Origin of the sequence: Aggregatibacter actinomycetemcomitans (assembly GCF_003130205.1) — a bacterium.
Classification (GTDB): Bacteria; Pseudomonadota; Gammaproteobacteria; order Enterobacterales; family Pasteurellaceae; genus Aggregatibacter; species Aggregatibacter actinomycetemcomitans_A.
Genome location: NZ_NRDF01000007.1, coordinates 86975 through 103603, shown reverse-complemented (window position 1 = coordinate 103603; position 16629 = coordinate 86975). Strand labels below are relative to the sequence as shown.

17 protein-coding genes and 1 pseudogene are annotated in these 16629 nt (G+C 47.2%); 6 read left to right on the top strand and 12 right to left on the bottom strand.

Going from position 1 to position 16629, the window contains the following annotated elements:
- Nucleotides 1-4: 4 nt before the first annotated feature.
- The 7 genes and pseudogenes from rlmD to DK423_RS06900 form a co-directional block, all read right to left on the bottom strand.
- A complete protein-coding gene (rlmD, locus tag DK423_RS06930) occupies nucleotides 5-1321 on the bottom strand; it encodes a 23S rRNA (uracil(1939)-C(5))-methyltransferase RlmD (RefSeq protein WP_005559359.1) in 1317 nt (438 codons plus the stop codon).
- A gap of 1 nt (nucleotide 1322) precedes the next feature.
- The gene (gene recO / locus DK423_RS06925; protein WP_005559360.1) at nucleotides 1323-2009 is read right to left on the bottom strand and encodes a DNA repair protein RecO; all 687 of its coding nucleotides are present in this window, start codon (nucleotides 2007-2009) and stop codon (nucleotides 1323-1325) included.
- A 616-nt stretch (nucleotides 2010-2625) separates the two neighbouring features.
- Nucleotides 2626-3474, bottom strand: a complete 849-nt coding sequence (gene tsf / locus DK423_RS06920; protein WP_005559362.1) for a translation elongation factor Ts — start codon at nucleotides 3472-3474, stop codon at nucleotides 2626-2628.
- Nucleotides 3475-3629: 155 nt separating this feature from the next.
- On the bottom strand, nucleotides 3630-4352 hold the full coding sequence (gene rpsB / locus DK423_RS06915; RefSeq protein WP_005559363.1) for a 30S ribosomal protein S2: 723 nt from the start codon (nucleotides 4350-4352) through the stop codon (nucleotides 3630-3632).
- A gap of 262 nt (nucleotides 4353-4614) precedes the next feature.
- A pseudogene (locus tag DK423_RS11365) lies at nucleotides 4615-4764 on the bottom strand (RssA protein); the annotation flags it as partial.
- Nucleotides 4761-5645: a CAF17-like 4Fe-4S cluster assembly/insertion protein YgfZ gene (ygfZ, locus tag DK423_RS06905; protein ID WP_005559367.1), complete on the bottom strand. Its 885-nt coding sequence runs from the start codon at nucleotides 5643-5645 to the stop codon at nucleotides 4761-4763. The pseudogene DK423_RS11365 and the gene ygfZ, both read right to left, overlap by 4 nt.
- Nucleotides 5646-5672: 27 nt before the next feature.
- A complete protein-coding gene (locus DK423_RS06900) occupies nucleotides 5673-6536 on the bottom strand; it encodes a YicC/YloC family endoribonuclease (protein ID WP_005559369.1) in 864 nt (287 codons plus the stop codon).
- Between the two features lie 117 nt (nucleotides 6537-6653).
- Between DK423_RS06900 and rph the strand changes: the two genes are divergently transcribed.
- The 4 genes from rph (at nucleotide 6654) to dusC (ending at nucleotide 9989) form a co-directional block, all read left to right on the top strand.
- The gene (gene rph, locus DK423_RS06895) at nucleotides 6654-7370 is read left to right on the top strand and encodes a ribonuclease PH (protein WP_005559374.1); all 717 of its coding nucleotides are present in this window, start codon (nucleotides 6654-6656) and stop codon (nucleotides 7368-7370) included.
- A gap of 9 nt (nucleotides 7371-7379) precedes the next feature.
- The gene (gene pyrE, locus DK423_RS06890; RefSeq protein ID WP_005559376.1) at nucleotides 7380-8024 is read left to right on the top strand and encodes an orotate phosphoribosyltransferase; all 645 of its coding nucleotides are present in this window, start codon (nucleotides 7380-7382) and stop codon (nucleotides 8022-8024) included.
- Nucleotides 8025-8105: 81 nt separating this feature from the next.
- Complete coding sequence (djlA, locus tag DK423_RS06885) at nucleotides 8106-8981, top strand: co-chaperone DjlA (RefSeq protein ID WP_061886102.1); 876 nt, start codon at nucleotides 8106-8108, stop codon at nucleotides 8979-8981.
- 3 nt (nucleotides 8982-8984) lie between these two features.
- Nucleotides 8985-9989 (top strand): tRNA dihydrouridine(16) synthase DusC, encoded by a 1005-nt coding sequence (dusC, locus tag DK423_RS06880; protein WP_061886569.1) that lies wholly within the window; start codon nucleotides 8985-8987, stop codon nucleotides 9987-9989.
- Here dusC and DK423_RS06875 read toward each other — a convergent pair.
- The 5 genes from DK423_RS06875 to trmB all read right to left on the bottom strand — a co-directional run bounded on the left by DK423_RS06875 (nucleotide 9975) and on the right by trmB (nucleotide 15018).
- Entirely contained in the window at nucleotides 9975-11033 is a 1059-nt protein-coding gene (locus DK423_RS06875; RefSeq protein ID WP_005559382.1) for an ABC transporter ATP-binding protein, read from the bottom strand. The genes dusC and DK423_RS06875 overlap by 15 nt on opposite strands.
- A gap of 15 nt (nucleotides 11034-11048) precedes the next feature.
- Nucleotides 11049-12569, bottom strand: a complete 1521-nt coding sequence (locus DK423_RS06870) for an ABC transporter permease (protein WP_061886104.1) — start codon at nucleotides 12567-12569, stop codon at nucleotides 11049-11051.
- Nucleotides 12570-12659: 90 nt separating this feature from the next.
- On the bottom strand, nucleotides 12660-13658 hold the full coding sequence (locus DK423_RS06865; RefSeq protein WP_005559386.1) for an iron ABC transporter substrate-binding protein: 999 nt from the start codon (nucleotides 13656-13658) through the stop codon (nucleotides 12660-12662).
- Nucleotides 13659-13877: 219 nt separating this feature from the next.
- Complete coding sequence (locus DK423_RS06860) at nucleotides 13878-14219, bottom strand: YggL family protein (protein ID WP_005559388.1); 342 nt, start codon at nucleotides 14217-14219, stop codon at nucleotides 13878-13880.
- Nucleotides 14220-14250: 31 nt separating this feature from the next.
- Entirely contained in the window at nucleotides 14251-15018 is a 768-nt protein-coding gene (gene trmB / locus DK423_RS06855; protein WP_005559390.1) for a tRNA (guanosine(46)-N7)-methyltransferase TrmB, read from the bottom strand.
- Nucleotides 15019-15233: 215 nt separating this feature from the next.
- Here trmB and mutY point away from each other — a divergent pair, with 215 nt between their 5' ends.
- Together mutY and DK423_RS06845 are read left to right on the top strand one after the other, a co-directional pair.
- Nucleotides 15234-16373 (top strand): A/G-specific adenine glycosylase, encoded by a 1140-nt coding sequence (gene mutY / locus DK423_RS06850; protein WP_061886948.1) that lies wholly within the window; start codon nucleotides 15234-15236, stop codon nucleotides 16371-16373.
- The gene (locus DK423_RS06845; RefSeq protein ID WP_005542927.1) at nucleotides 16351-16629 is read left to right on the top strand and encodes an oxidative damage protection protein; all 279 of its coding nucleotides are present in this window, start codon (nucleotides 16351-16353) and stop codon (nucleotides 16627-16629) included. The genes mutY and DK423_RS06845 overlap by 23 nt, the downstream gene beginning before the upstream one ends.

Below are 16629 nucleotides of genomic sequence, written 5' to 3'. Positions count from 1 at the left end.
ATCCTTATTTTTTCCGAAATAAACTTATCGATTCCAAATGACCGGTATGCGGGAACATATCGATCATGGCGACTTTATCCAGTTGGTAGCCTGCATTGCGTAAGATTTCCGTATCTCGCACGAGCGTTGCAGGATTGCAAGAAACATACAGGATATTTTCAGCCTGTAATTGACAGAGCGCATTTAACGCAAATGCCGCTCCCGTGCGTGGCGGGTCGAGCAGAATCTTATTGAAAGGTTGCTGCGCCCAGCCTTGATTGACAAAAGATTTATCCAAATCTGCTTGATCGAATTGGACATTGTGACAGCAGTTTCGTTCGGCATTTCTGCGGGCTTTTTCTACCATCGCGGAAACGCCTTCAATTCCCACCGCACTTTTTACCCGACGGGCGATCGGCAGGGTGAAATTGCCCATGCCGCAGAACAAATCCAGCACATGATCCCGTTCGTTTAGCGCCAACCAATCCAACGCGGTATTGATCATTTGACGATTCAACGCCGCGTTAATTTGAATGAAATCACGAATATCAAATTGCAATGTCAAATCGTCGTCTAAACGATAAAAAGGTTGCCCGCCATGCCAATGTTCAATGGCATCCTGTGCTTGCACGAACAGCATAAGACGGTGCCGTTCGGCGAATTTCAGCAATAAAGTGCGGTCGTTTTCGGCGACGTTTTTGATGTGCCGTAACAGCATGGCGATGCCGTTATCCGCTGCCACCAGTTCAATGTGCCCAAGTTGTTGCGGGGCGGACCATTGGGCAAAAAGTGCAGTCAGTTTCGGCAGTAAATCGTTGAGCGGTTGTTCCAGCACCGGGCAATGTTCAAGCGGGATAATTTGTTGGGCATTTTTGCGCCGTAAACCGATATGCAGTTTGCGCGTTTTGCTATCAAATCCGATACTTAACCGCACCCGACGGCGATAATGCCAGGGTTCGCCCTGCAATAACGGCATAAACTGAATCGGTTCGGATTGCAAACGACTAAGACGCTGAATCAGTGCCTTTTGTTTGGCGGAACGTTGTAATTCGATGGGAATATGTTGATTTTGGCAGCCGCCGCATTGTGTGAAATAGGTACATGGCGGCGTTTGGCGTTGCAGGCTTGGGCGCAAAATGCGTTGAGCCGTGCCGTGCCCGTATTGGCGTTTTTCTTCCAGTACACGCACTTCCACGCTTTCCTGCGGTAGCGCGTTTTCAATAAACCAGGTTTTGCCGTTCATTTTCGCCACCCCCAGCCCTTGATAATCCAAATCAAGGATGTGTGCGGTGAAATTGGCGGTGGTTTTGTTCGGTTTGGTTCCGCTGTAAAGTAATGCCATGTTATTTTGAATATAGACTGTATTGTGTAAATAATTCCCGGCTTTTCAATGGTTTGTCGCCTAAATAAGGTTTTAAGGCGATGCGCGTGAAACGTTTTGCCGCCAGTAATATGCTCGGGTCGTCAAATCGGGTTTGTTCAAACGCTAATAATTCGCGCCCGTAAAAGGTTAAATTATCTTTGATTAAGGAGGCGATAAAGCCTTTTTCTTCGCGGTAACGATAGGTCATGTCCGCTTCTACCGCGTTGCCCGAACCGGCGCAATGGGTGAAATTAATGCCGTAACCAAGGGTGCGCAATAGCTGAAATTCAAAGGTACGCAGGGCGGGTTCCACTTGCTGTTGGTTCATCGCCAGTTGGGTTAAACATTGCAAATATTGTTGGAACAGCTGCGGGTAGGCGGTTTCCGGCTCCAGCACGCGACAGATGAGCTCGTTTAAATAAAACCCGCTGTATAAGGCGATATTTTGCAACGGAAGCGCAATGGCGGCGGGTTCCGCTTTGGTCAGGATTTTCAGCTCACCGCGTCCGCTCCAGCGTAACAACAACGGCGTAAAAGGCTGCAACACACCTTTTAACATGGAACGTTTCGCCCGTGCGCCTTTTGCCAAGACGCTGATCCGCCCGAAATCTTCCGTTAATAAATCGATCAGTAAGCTGGTTTCGCTGTAAGATTTGCGATGTAGCACGAAACCGCGTTGCCAATTTTCGATGATGCCGCCCTTTTCGCCGATAAAAAATTGCGCTTATTCTAGCAGATTTCACACCGCACTTTGTGGGATTTTTGCGTGGGATTTTAGAACAAAAGGAAATGAACTATAACGGAATTGTCGGCACCGGTTTATGATAGTGCGAATGTTCATGCCACAGATGTTCGAAACATTGTAATACATTGATATTTCAAAGTATCTCGCCTTTCTCCGTTTACGGGGGACAAAACACAATGCGTTTTGAGCGTTGGCTCTGCCAACGACCCCAAAGGGGTGAGCAAGTGAGTTTCCGAGCTTGCGAATAACGTGCCTGAAGGGCGGGGAATTTATTTCGATGTTTTACAAGATCATGCTTAAAAATTGAGATTTTGCCCCCCTCAGAGCTTCGCCCGGCTCCCCCCGTAAACGAGGGGAGCCAAGTTTTTTCTTTTTATGTAAATATTTACAATGTTTCGAACAACTATGGTGTTCATACCTGCACTGTTTTATCGGTCCAGGCGTGGATGCTTGAACCATAGGGCGAGCGTGAGACTCGATAAACGCCGGATAGTAAAAAAGCAGGTTTTGACACCTGCTTTTTTGCTTAAATCATCAATTAAGCTTTAGACATTGCCGCCACTTCTGCCGCAAAGTCGGTTTCCACTTTCTCGATACCTTCGCCCACTTCTAAACGGATGAAGTTAGACACTTCGGCACCTTTTTCTTTTAATAAATCGCCAACGGATTTAGACGGATCCATCACGAACGGTTGACCGGTTAAGGACACTTCACCGGTGAATTTCTTCATGCGGCCTTCAACCATTTTTTCTGCGATTTCACGTGGTTTGCCGGATTGCATCGCAATATCCACTTGGATGTTGCGTTCGTGTTCAACCACGCCGGCAGGAACGTCGCTTGGGTTAACGTAGTCAGGACGACTTGCCGCGATGTGCATAGCGATGTGTTTTAATAACTCATCGTCTGCGCCTTTACCGGCAACCAATACACCGATTTTCGCGCCGTGTAAGTAAGAACCTACTACGTCGCCTTCGATGTAAGCCACACGGCGAATAGTCATGTTTTCGCCGATTTTTGCTACTAATGCCGCACGTTTTTCTTCAAATTCCGCTTGTAATTGTTCGATAGATGCGCCTTTGTGCGCTGCGGCGTAGTCTGCCACTTCGTTGGCTAAACCTAAGAAGCCGGCATCTTTTGCCACAAAGTCGGTTTCGCAGTTTAATTCAACCACGACACCGAAACCGTTTTGTACGCGTGCGATGATGACACCTTCAGCGGCAACACGACCGGCTTTTTTCGCCGCTTTGGCTTGACCGGATTTACGCATGTTGTCGATGGCTAATTCGATGTCGCCGTTTGCTTCAACTAATGCTTTTTTACATTCCATCATGCCTGCGCCGGTACGTTCACGCAGTTCTTTTACTAATGATGCTGTGATTTCAGCCATTTTAAAATCCTCTGTCGGTTAAAGTGTGGTGGAAAAAACGTTGTTTTTTGTGACCGCACTTTTAGCTCAAAAAATACAGGGAGCTGTTTCAGCCCCCTGCTAACCAATTAATTGTCTGATTAATAAGGGCTTACGCCTTATTGCAATCGCTTGAATTATTCTGCGGCTTGCGCTAATTCTTCAGCAACCGCTTCTTCGTTACCACGACCTTCTTTGATCGCTGCAACCGCAGAAGCCAAGTAAAGTTGAATGGCGCGCGCTGCGTCGTCGTTACCAGGAATAACGAAATCTACGCCGTCCGGATCGGAGTTGGTATCAACGATAGCAAATACAGGAATGCCCAAGTTGTTTGCTTCTTTAACCGCGATATGTTCGTGATCCGCACCGATAACGAATAACGCATCCGGCAAACCGCCCATATCTTTGATACCGCCAAGACTTAATTCAAGTTTTTCCATCTCACGGCTACGCATTAACGCCTCTTTTTTGGTTAATTTGTCAAAAGTGCCGTCTTGAGATTGGGTTTCTAAATCTTTTAAGCGTTTGATGGATTGACGAACTGTTTTCCAGTTGGTCAACATACCGCCTAACCAACGGTGATTTACATAGTATTGTTGACATTCTAATGCCGCTGCTTGAACTGCATCGGTCGCTGCGCGTTTGGTACCAACGAATAACACTTTGCCGTTGTTGCTTGCAATGCGGGTTAACTCGGCTAATGCTGCATTGAGCATTGGAACGGTTTTTTCAAGGTTGATGATGTGAACGCCGTTGCGTGGTCCGAAAATAAACGGTTTCATTTTTGGGTTCCAGTAACGGGTTTGGTGACCGAAGTGAACGCCTGCCTGAAGCATATCGCGCATAGAAACTTGTGCCATAATAATTTTCCTTTTGTTTGGGGTTTAGCCTCCACATACCCAGCCAATCGACCGTTTGGCACCCCGATTTAGCCTTACTGATATGTGTGTGTTTTAGTAAATTTGATTAAAAATTAAACGTTATTTTTAAACAACAAAATAACGGCGTGCTTTATACCATAAAGTGCGGTCGGTTTCCAGTGGATTTTTTGTGATGGGAAACCGATAACGATTTGTCCGAAGCGCCCCGCCGACGATAAATACCAACATCCCTAAAGCAACTAAAGTCGATGCCGGCGCGGGCGAATTCGTCCTGATCGAATATATCCAATTCAAAAGGCGGTTGATAAAAGGCGCAGTCTTTGTTGACGATGTTGCCCGTGGTGAACATACCGCGCATGGCGCCGCCTTCTAATACCAATCCGACTTTCATTTAGCGTAAGGTAAAGGTTGTAATGCCAGTGGCATTTGGCTACCCGGCAAACGGAATGCCTGACCGTCTTCCAACGGCGTATTGAGTACCGCCTGCAACCATAAAACGCCGTGAAAATTGACCGCACTTGTGATGGTGCCGGTGCTGCGCCAGTTGTCGCCGAGCGCCATTTCCAACGGGGAACCGATGTCCGGCAGGCTTTCCGTTTGCGCCGCAAAGATAAACAAGGCGCGTTTGTTGGCGCCGCGATATTTGGCGCGCGCCACCGTTTCCTGCCCGATGTAACAGCCTTTGTGGAAGGAAATCGCCTGTTCAATGCTTTGCAGATTTAACGCCTGCGGAATGAATTGTAGTTGGGTTGCCGCCGCCAAACCGGGTACGCCGTCCTGTATATCCAACAAATCCCACGCTTTCGTTTCGGCGGTCGGTTCGATGGATAAGCGGGTCGGATTTAACAAAATGACACGCGGTTGTCGGTCGTTCACTTCGACGCGAATTTGCGCGGAAATCCGACCGCACTTTTCGATGCCCTTCGCACCTGCCACGCCGATAATCTGCCAATCTAACGGAGTGAAAGTGACTTTGGAAAACACCGCATATTTTTTCAGTTGATCCAATGCCGACGGCAATAATTCGCTTTTCAGCAACATATAAAACGTTTGTTCGTCTTGCCGAATCAGGCGGAACAGCGCGCTCATTTTGCCTTTCGGATCGCAATGGGCAGCGAGGGTGGATTCGCCTACCGCCAGTTTTGTCACATCGCAGGTAAGTTGTCCCTGCAAATATTTTTCTGCATCCACACCCCTCATTTCAATGAGGGTGTAATGTTCGAGCGGGCAGATGATGTCGTCCTGTTGTGCCGTTAAAAGTGTATATGCCATCGTACTTTCCTTAAAAATATCAATAAATTACTCAAGATTTTGAATTTGTTCGCGCATTTGTTCAATTAACACTTTAAGTTCAATGGCGGAATTGGTGACTTCCACATTAATGGATTTGGACGCCAGCGTGTTGGATTCGCGGTTCAGTTCCTGCATCATGAAATCCAGCTTGCGCCCCACCGCGCCGCCTTTGCGCAAAATATTTTGGGTTTCTTTCACGTGTAACTGTAACCGATCCAGCTCTTCCGCCACATCAATGCGTTGTGCCAGCATAATCAGCTCCTGCTCCAAACGTTGCGGATCGGGTTGCAGTTGAATTTCTTCAAAGCGTTGCAGCATACGCTCGCGCTGCCATTGTAAAATCTCCGGCATTTTTGACCGCACTTTTTGCTGCTCGGCGTTGATAGCGTCAAGGCGCTGTTCCAGTAAGGTATGGATTTTTTCCCCTTCGCGCTGACGCATGGCGATAAATTCGCCGACTACCTGTTCAAACGCCGCCAATAAATCCTGACTGATTAAATCTACGTCCTGCTCCGGTACTTCCACCACGCCCGGGTAACGCAGCACATCGGTTAAATTAAACTCGCCCTCGCCCGCTTGTTGTTTCAACCATTGCAGCGATTGCAGCACTTGATTTGCAAATTCTTGATTAATATGTAATTCGGCGGCGGTTTGTTTTTTGTTATCAATGCGCAATGTACATTCGATTTTGCCACGGGTGAGCTTTTGACGCAGGCTTTCACGCAGGGTGTTTTCTAAGCTGCGGAATTGTTCCGGCAGGCGGAAAAAGGTTTCCAGATAACGTTGATTCACCGAGCGAATTTCCCACACCGCATTGCCCCAGTCTTTTTTTATCTCTAACGCGGCAAATGCCGTCATGCTATAAATCATAATAATTCCTTCATTTTTATCCCGTAAAATTGCGCTCTATTGTACTGCCAAATTTCGTTTCTGTCAGTTTGCGTGCTAAAATGGCGCGATTTTTTATTGCTTAACGAGGAATTTTTCATGCGCCCGAATCAACGTGCCAATAACCAACCCCGCCCGATTCATATCACCCGTCATTACACCAAACACGCGGAAGGTTCCGTGTTGGTGGAATTTGGCGATACTAAAGTGTTGTGTACCGCTACCGTGGAAGAGAGCGTACCGCGCTTTCTAAAAGGACAGGGACAAGGTTGGGTGACGGCGGAATACGGCATGTTGCCGCGTTCCACCCACAGCCGTATGCAACGTGAAGCGGCGAAAGGCAAACAAGGCGGGCGCACCTTGGAAATTCAGCGTTTAATCGCCCGTTCTTTACGCGCTATGGTGGACTTGGAAGCCCTCGGCGAGCGTTGTATTACGTTGGATTGTGATGTGCTCCAGGCAGATGGCGGCACGCGCACGGCATCCATTACCGGCGCTTGCGTGGCGTTATGTGACGCGCTGAACGGTTTGGTGGCAAACGGCACATTGGCGAAAAATCCGCTGAAAGGTTTGGTTGCCGCCATTTCCGTGGGCATTGTGGACGGCGAGGCGGTGTGCGATTTGGAATATGTGGAAGATTCCGCCGCCGAAACGGACATGAACGTAGTGATGATGGAAGACGGTCGCATGATTGAAGTGCAGGGCACGGCAGAAGGCGAACCTTTCAGCCACGAAGAACTCTTAACTTTGCTCGATCTTGCCAAACAAGGCTGCGATAAGATTTTCCAAACCCAACGCGCCGCATTGGCGGAATAAGGACGCAAAATGGAAAATTACAAACAACAGTTTATTGAATTCGCGTTGGCACGTCAGGTGTTAAAATTCGGCGAGTTCACCTTGAAATCCGGACGTGTCAGCCCTTATTTCTTTAACGCCGGGTTGTTTAATCAAGGCGCGGATCTTGCCCGCTTGGGCGAATTTTATGCCGCCGCCCTGCAAGCCAGCGGTTTGCAATATGATGTGATTTTCGGTCCGGCATACAAAGGCATTCCCATCGCCACCACGGTGTCGATTGCCTTATTTAACCGTTTTAACCTCAATAAACCGGTGTGTTTTAACCGCAAAGAAGCCAAAGATCACGGCGAAGGCGGCAATTTAATCGGCAGCCCGCTACAAGGCAAGGTGTTGTTGGTGGACGACGTGATTACCGCCGGCACGGCAATTCGCGAATCCATGCAAATTATTCAGGCAAATGGCGCACAATTAAGCGCCGTGCTGATTGCGTTAAATCGTCAGGAACGCGGCAACGGCGAGTTATCCGCCATTCAGGAAGTGGAGCGCGACTACCAATGCAACGTGTTATCCATTATTGATTTTGCCGATTTGATGGCGTTTATTGAAATCCAACCGGAATATCAACAATATTTGCCGGCAATGCGTGCCTACCGCGCACAATACGGCATAAAATAACGCGAAAGTGCGGTCGTTTTTGGCGGCGTTTTTAAATTTACGCTGAAAATCCACCGCACTTTTTAACCCAACGGAGCAACAATGAATTTTATCGGAAAATTTTTAGGTGCCCTGATCGGTTTTCGATTGGGCGGTTTTTTCGGCATGTTAACAGGGATTTTCCTCGGACATCTCGCCGACAAAAAACTGTATGAACTGGGCACGGTAAATTCTTCTTTCTTCAAAAATAAAACCACCCGCCAACTGCTGTTCATGCAAACCACCTTTGCGGTGCTCGGGCATATTAGCAAAGCCAAGGGGCGCGTGACGGAAAACGACATTCAGCTTGCCAATCATTTGATGAATCAATTGCAGCTGGACGATGCCGGTCGCCGTTTGGCACAAGACGCGTTTAATCGTGGTAAACAGGCGGATTTCCCTATTCGTCAGGTGATTCGCGAATTTCGTATCGGCTGCGGACAGCGCGCCGATTTGTTGCGCATGTTCCTGCATGTGCAGGTTCAGGCGGCATTTGCCGATGATCATTTGCATGAAAATGAAAAAGAACTGTTGTTCGTGGTGGCGGAAGAACTGGGCTTGTCGCGTTTTCAGTTTGAACAAATGCTGGCGATGGAAATGGCGGCGCGTCAATTCAGCCGCGGCGGTTATTATCAACAAGGCGGCTATCAGCAAGGTTCCTACCAACAAAGTGGTTATCAATACAACGATTACCAACAAAATTCTTATAGTCAGTCTTCCGGCCCGACGTTAGACGACGCTTACAAAGTGTTGGGCGTGAGCGCCAATGACGATCAAAATACGGTGAAACGGGCGTATCGCCGTTTAATGAACGAACATCACCCGGACAAACTGGTGGCAAAAGGGTTGCCGCCGGAAATGATGGAAATGGCGAAAGAAAAAGCGCAACAAATTCAAGCGGCATACGATTTGATCTGCAAAGCCAAAGGTTGGAAATAACCTTTGCGCGTCATTTTAGCCCCTATGCAGGGTGTGCTTGATCCCCTCGTACGCCAATTATTAACGGAAGTGAACGATTACGATTTGTGCATTTCCGAATTCGTACGCGTGGTGGATCAACGGCTTCCGCCGAAAGTGTTTTATCGCCTTTGCCCCGAATTATACCAACGGGGCTTTACCCCAAGCGGCACGCCGGTACGCGTGCAACTGCTCGGACAACACCCCCAATGGCTGGCGGAAAATGCCGAACTTGCCATTCAATTAGGTTCCCACGGTGTCGATTTAAACTGCGGCTGCCCGTCGAAAACCGTGAATGGCAGCAATGGCGGCGCTTCTTTATTAAAACAACCCGAACTCATCTATCAAGCCACCAAAGCCATTCGCCAGGCGGTTCCGCCACATCACGCCGTTAGCGTGAAAGTGCGCTTAGGTTGGGATTCTACGGAATTCGCTTACGACATTGCCGACGCGGTGCAACAAGGCGGCGCCACAGAAATCGCCATTCACGGGCGCACCAAAACCGACGGCTACCGCGTCGATCGCATCAATTGGCAAAAAATCGGCGAAATCCGTCAAAAATTGAAGATTCCCGTTATCGCCAATGGCGAAATTTGGTGCTGGGCGGACGGACAACAATGTCGCGACGTCACCGGCTGCGGGGATCTGATGGTGGGGCGTGGCGCGTTAAACACACCGAATTTAAGTCGGGTGCTGAAACATCATGCCGCGCCCTTAAGTTGGGCTGAAATCATGCCGATTCTGCGTAAATATGCCGCACTGGAAAACTGCCATGACAGCGGGTTTTACCATGTGGCGCGCATTAAGCAATGGTTGCAGTATTTAAAATATGAATACGCAGAAGCCGCTGATCTGTTTGAGATGGTGAAGCGCTGTGATGATGGGTGTAAGTTAAAAGGGATTTTGGATTCCTATTATGTGGATAAAAAGCATCTCAATAACAATCCGGATTCAAGTAAGTCGGGAATCCGCCGATTATCCATAAAATAACCCTTCGCCATATAAATAAATCTCAACTTCTTCACCAACACGTAGTTCCTCTCTGTAACGTTCTTCTAAATTCACTTCCACTCCATTTACCTTAATCTGAGCAATGGTTGTTTTGCCTCTAAACTCTATCTGTTTAACAATCGCGTTAAAAAGTGCGGTGGGTTTTTTCGGTGTTTTTAGCAGGCTGAATTGTTCCGGGCGCAGGAGTAGTGTACCGGTGGCGCGTCCGTCACTTTTGTCGATAATGGGAATATCACCTAGTTGGCAATGTGCATTTGAAGCGTTATTTAAGGTTGCGGGTAATGTGATGGCATCGCCGATGAAGGTAGCGGCAGCGAGGTGTTGCGGAGCGTGGTAAAGGGTGCGCGGATCAGCGATTTGGAGAATTCGCCCGTCTTGGATCACCGCGATTTTATCGGCATAACGTAGAGCCTCATCGCGATCATGGGTGACGAAAATCGCCGAGGTGCTGCTTTGGCGCAGGGCTTGCAGCATATCGTGACGAATTTTCTGGCGCAAGTGTTCATCCAGGGCACTAAAGGGTTCATCCAGCAAAATTAATTCAGGATTGGGGGCGATGGCCCGAGCGAGCGCTACGCGTTGTTGTTGCCCACCGGAAAGCTGGTGGGGAAAACGTTCGGCAAGTTCAACAATGCCGGTAAGCAACATTACCTGTTCAATCCGTGCGCGTTCTTTCGGGCTGTTACCTTTGCCGCTACCCAAGCCATAAGCAATATTGCGATATACGTTCAAATGAGGAAATAGTACGCCTTCCTGCACGACATAACCTAAATGGCGCTGTTGGGTCGGCACATTACAATTTGCACCGAAAATCAACCGCTCTTTTAGGCGAATTTCGCCGTTATCAGGCTGTTCAAAGCCGGCAATAGCGCGTAATAATGTGGTTTTGCCACAGCCGGAGGGACCTAATAAAAACAAGATTTCCCCACTGTTAAGTTGCAACGAAATATCGTGCAAAACATGGGTTTGCCCGAAATATTTATTGAGATGGTCGATTTGAAGCAATGGTAAGTTCATTTGCATAAGTGTGAGTCGTCCCTATTTAAACGCATATTTCTTCAACAAAAACACCGGAATACCGGAAAAGAGTACAAGCATTACGGCATAAGGCGTAGCGGCGGCATATTGGGCATCACTGGTGTATTCCCAGACAGCAATGGAAAGGGTTTTGATGTCATTTGGGGTGAGCAATAAAGTGGCAGTAAGTTCTTTCATCAGATTTAGAAACACCAATGCAAAGGCTGCGGCGATGCCCGGTAAAATTGCGGGAAAGGTGAGTGTACGGAAAATATAAAAATGACTTCTGCCGAGACTTTGTCCCACTTTTTCCATCTTATCGGAGATTTGTTCCAAAGAGCTACGCAAGGTGGTTTGTGCCATAGGCAAATAGAGCATTAAATAGGCGATGACCACCATGAGAAAGGTTTGGTAGAAGGAATAGGCGTAGTTAATAGTGAAATATACTAATGCCAATGCGATAACCAAGCCCGGTACGGCATGCAACAAATAAGGCAGGCGATCAATCCAGATGGTGAGGCGGCTACGATAGCGCACGGCACTCCACACCAAAGGCAGAGCGCAGACGACGGTCAGTATTGTACCTAAAGCCGAAATGACCAATGAGTTACTGAAGGCTTCAAAAAAAGCATGGAAATCGACCGCACTTTTAATAGAGTGCCCCACTATCAGCCAGTAAATCAGTATGGTAAAAGGTATGCCTATACTGAGGATAAAGATCATCATGAAAAAGACGATAATCAGCGCTTGTTTGCCACTGCTTAAGTTTTTTACAGGATAAGGACGGATGACACCTTTGCCACTGTTATAAAGGGTTTGTTGCCCGCGAAAGAAAATTTCACCAAAGACAATAAAAGCACAAATCACCATCAATACTGCTGAAAGTAATGCCGCCGTGCTGTTGTTAAAAGACATTTCATATTCTTGAAAAATAGCCGTAGTGAAGGTTTGATAATTGAGAATGGATACCGCACCGAATTCCACCAGCATATGTAACGCAATGAGTAAAAAACTGCTGCCGATAGCCGGTTTTAGCTGAGGGAAAATGGCGTGCCAAAAGGTGTAGCTTAAGCTCTTGCCAAGGGATAGACTGACTTCTTCCAGTGAACGATCCAATCGTTTTAAGGTGGCAGCGACAGGTAAATAAGCAAGAGGAAACGAGCTTAAGGTCATAATACCGATAGTGCCCCAAAAGCCTTCAACGCGGAAAGTAAGGCTAATCCAAGTAAAACAACTGACAAAGGCAGGGATGCACAAGGGTAATGTCATTGACACCTGAAAAAAGGATTTTCCCCAAAAACGATAGCGCTCCAGCAAGAATGCACAAAAAGTGCCAAGGGTGATGGCACCGGAAGTCACGCAAACCATCAGAAGCAGGGTATTGCTTAATAATTCCCACATGCGGGGACGCCATAACAGTTCAATACTACGATCCCAACCTACCTCAATTGCCCGTACGACAACATACAAAAACGGCAACAGTAACGGCAGGCTGATAAGTAGGATCAAAATGGTGAGCCAGAATGGGAGGCGGCGGTTCAAGGAAAGTCCTTTGTTTTATATTGTGTGTTTAGCAGAAAAGAAAGGCACGCATTAAGGAAAGCGTACCTTTCTTGTTGTTCTTTGAATATGTTATTTCAATCCTGCCTGTTCAATCAATTTATTGGCATTTTCTCTATCTTGTGCAGTGGTTGCGCTGACCTCAGGAGCTTCTAATTTTGCGTAAGGTTCCATGTTGAATGGAGAATGTACGTCAGGACGTAGCGGGTATTCTGCACGCACAGAAGTAAAGGCTTCCTGACCTTTTTTACCGGCTAAGAAATCCACAAATTTTTTCGCTTCTTCTTTATTTTTCGATCCTTTCAACACTGCGGCGCCGGAATAGGTCACTAATGCGCCCGGGTCTTGATGGCGAATGAAATATAAACGGGAGTTTAGTTTATCTTCGCCTTTTTCTTTTGCTAAAGCATACCAATAATAATTATTAATTAGCGCTGCCGGAACTTCGCCGTTTTCTACAGCTTGGAGTGCTACGCTGTTTTTTGCATAAAGTTTGCCGTTTTCCTTTAAACCCTTCAGCCAGTCTAACGCAGCTTTTTCACCTTTTAATTTGGTGATAGCGATAACTTGTTCCAAAAACGCGCCGGAAGTCGGCACATAACCGATTTTATCTTTCCATTTCGGCGTGGCGTAATCCAATACAGATTTTTCCATGTCTTTCTCAGAAAGTTTATTTTTATCATAAACCACTACGCGAGAGCGGCCACTTAACGCAATCCAGTCTTTTTTTGGCGCTACAGGCACGCCTTTGTACTCCGTTTGTTTAATGGTTTCGGCGGAAAGCGGTTCTAACAATCCCGCTTCGGATAACGCAGCAAATGGTGCAGTTTGCTCCGAATAGAAGACATCAGCAGGGGTTTTATCGCCTTCTTCTTTTAACTGACCGGCAAGTTGTTCGCTTTTCGCACTGTTAAGTGTTACTTTAATCCCGGTTTCTTTGGTAAAAGCATCGGCGACAGCTTTTGCTCCTTCTTTATGCTGACCACTATATACAGTGATGTCGGCGAAAGCGGCAGTAGAGAAAGCTAACGTAGTAGCAAGAGCTGCAAGTTTGAATTGATTAATCTTCATTTGAAAACTCCTTTTAAATGTTCTTTATACAATGGTTTATTCTGCAACATATTAAAATTGCATGAATATTTTTATTCTAAAAGTCTAATTTCAGAAATGCAAATAATTATCAGTTTAAATTGGTCGTAGGAGTGAATAAAAGTGCGGTGAATTTTTAATGTGTTTTAAATTTGTTTAGTAAAAACACTTGAAAAAATCACCGCACTTTAATGAAGCAAATCAGCCTTTCGCAGGATAATCCCACCAAATATCAAACAACTCGCTCACTTCCACTTGTTGTAAGCCGTTTTGGGTTAACCAGTTTTTCACTAATTCTTGGTGAGATGCGTCGCATTTGCCGATTTTTTCCAGGCAAACCAAACCTTCCCAGTGTAAATAACCGCTGCCTTCGTATGCCAAGCCGTTTGGCTGGATAACTTCGCTGATGAAACGATCAACGGTGCTGTCGATTTGTTCTACGGCGGTGCCTTCGGCGAATTGCCACTGTACTAAAAAGCCTAATTCTTGGAATTCGGCGAGGTGCATTTTTTTGCGTTGTCTTTGATTACGTTTAATAGCCATGATGATGTCCTTCTGTTGAGGTTGGGGGAAATTACGATTTGACGAAATACAAATCCCACACGCCATGCCCGAGGCGGTGACCGCGTTGTTCAAATTTGGTCAGCGGGCGAAAATCGGGACGCGGGATATAGTCGTTGGCGACGGAGGTATTACGCAGTTGCGGATATTGACTTAGCACCTCCAGCATGTGTTCGGCATAGTCTTGCCAATCGGTCGCCATGTGAATAAAGGCGCCTTCGTGTAATTTGTGCAGTAAGCCGTCGATAAAGTGCGGTTGCACTATACGGCGTTTGTGATGTCTGGCTTTGTGCCAGGGATCCGGGAAAAACAGTTGTAAACCGCCAAGGCTGTGATCGGCAATGCTGTCGCGCAGGATTTCGGTGGCATCGTGACAAATGACGCGTAAATTGGTCACGCCCTTTTCCACGGCGTATGCGATACAAGCGCCCACGCCCGGGGTGTGTACTTCAATGCCCAAATAGTTTTTATCGGGATTTTGCACCGCCATTTCCACCAACGAGCTGCCCATGCCGAAGCCGATTTCTAAAATCACGGGACTGTTGTTGCCGTAAATGGCTTGGAAATCAAACGGCTGCGGCTGGTAATCCAAACCGAATGCCGCCCAGTTTTGGTTCATGGCGTTTTTTTGGTAATCGCTTAAACGTCCGGTGCGTAACACGAAGCTGCGGACTTTACGTTTGTAGCGTCCATCGGCGGTAAATTCGGCGGATTCAACGGTTTTGCGTTTTTGCTCGGCAAAGGTCGGTTGTATGGAATCCGGTGATTGCGTTTCTAACATGCGTTCTTTGAAATTGTTGTGTGCGGAAAATTTTAGCGGCTGATTATAGGCGGTTTCCTTATGATTAGCAATTTAGCCGATGAAACAAAAACGCATTTATTGATCTTTAGTGAAGAAGGTTTGCGCTTTGTGTTAAACTCTGCCGGTTTGATGTCGCCCTCAGGGTGAAAAACACGTTTAAAAATAACCGCACTTTTATTGAATTATCAGGATTTATGCCGGCTCAATCATCTCCCAACGCACCTTTTGCCCGCGCCGTACTGACGTGGTACGCCAAATTCGGGCGGAAAAATTTGCCGTGGCAACAAAATAAAACTTTATACGGCGTTTGGTTGTCGGAAGTCATGTTGCAGCAGACTCAAGTGACGACGGTGATACCTTATTTCGAACGCTTTGTAAAAACGTTCCCGAATTTGACCGCACTTGCCGATGCGCCTTTGGACGAGGTGCTGCATTTGTGGACTGGGTTGGGCTATTACGCGCGGGCGCGTAATTTGCATAAAGCGGCGCAGATCATGCGTGATCAATACGGCGGTGAATTTCCGACGGAGTTTGAACAAGTCTGGGCATTGCCCGGCGTGGGGCGCAGTACGGCGGGAGCGGTGTTGTCTTCCTGTTTAAACGCGCCTTATCCGATTTTGGACGGCAATGTGAAGCGGGTGTTGTCCCGTTATTTTGCGGTTAGCGGCTGGGCGGGTGAGAAGAAAACGGAAGATTATTTGTGGCACTTAACGGCGCAGGTGACGCCGACGGAACAGGTGGCGGATTTTAATCAGGCGATGATGGACATCGGCGCCATGGTGTGTACTCGTTCCAAGCCGAAATGCGAACTTTGCCCGCTGCAAAGCGATTGCAAAGCGAACGCTGAACAAAACTGGCAGGCGTATCCAGGCAAAAAACCGAAGAAAGCTTTGCCGGAGCGGGAAAGTTATTTTTTGCTGTTGGAAAAAGACGGCAAAATTGCGTTGGAACAACGGGAAAATGCCGGTTTATGGGGCGGGTTGTACTGTTTCCCGCAATTTGCCGAGAAGCAGGAATTGCTGGCATATTTAGCGGCAAACGGAATTCGGCAATATCAGGAATGGACGGCATTTCGCCATACGTTCAGCCATTTCCATCTGGATATTTATCCTATTTATGCACAAGTGGACGCGCCGCAAGCATTGGAGGAAGATAATCGTTCCTGCCGGCAAAAAGTGGCGGAAACGGCGGGGGAATATCAATCAGACCTATTAAGTGCGGTTAAATATTGGTATGATCCGCAAAATCCCGAACCTATCGGGTTGGCAGCGCCCGTGAAGAATTTATTAACTCAATATGTAAGGAATCATTATGGCAAGAATGGTGTTTTGTGAGCGTTTAAAACAGGAAGCCGAAGGGCTGGATTTTCAATTGTATCCGGGCGAATTGGGCAAACGCATTTTTGATTCTATTAGTAAACAGGCGTGGGGCGAGTGGATGAAAAAACAAACCATGCTGGTGAATGAGAAAAAGTTAAATATGATGAATGCGGAGCACCGCAAACTGCTGGAGCAGGAAATGGTGAATTTTTTGTTTGAAGGCAAAGATGTGCATATTGAAGGTTATACACCGCCGGAAGCGAAAGAATAA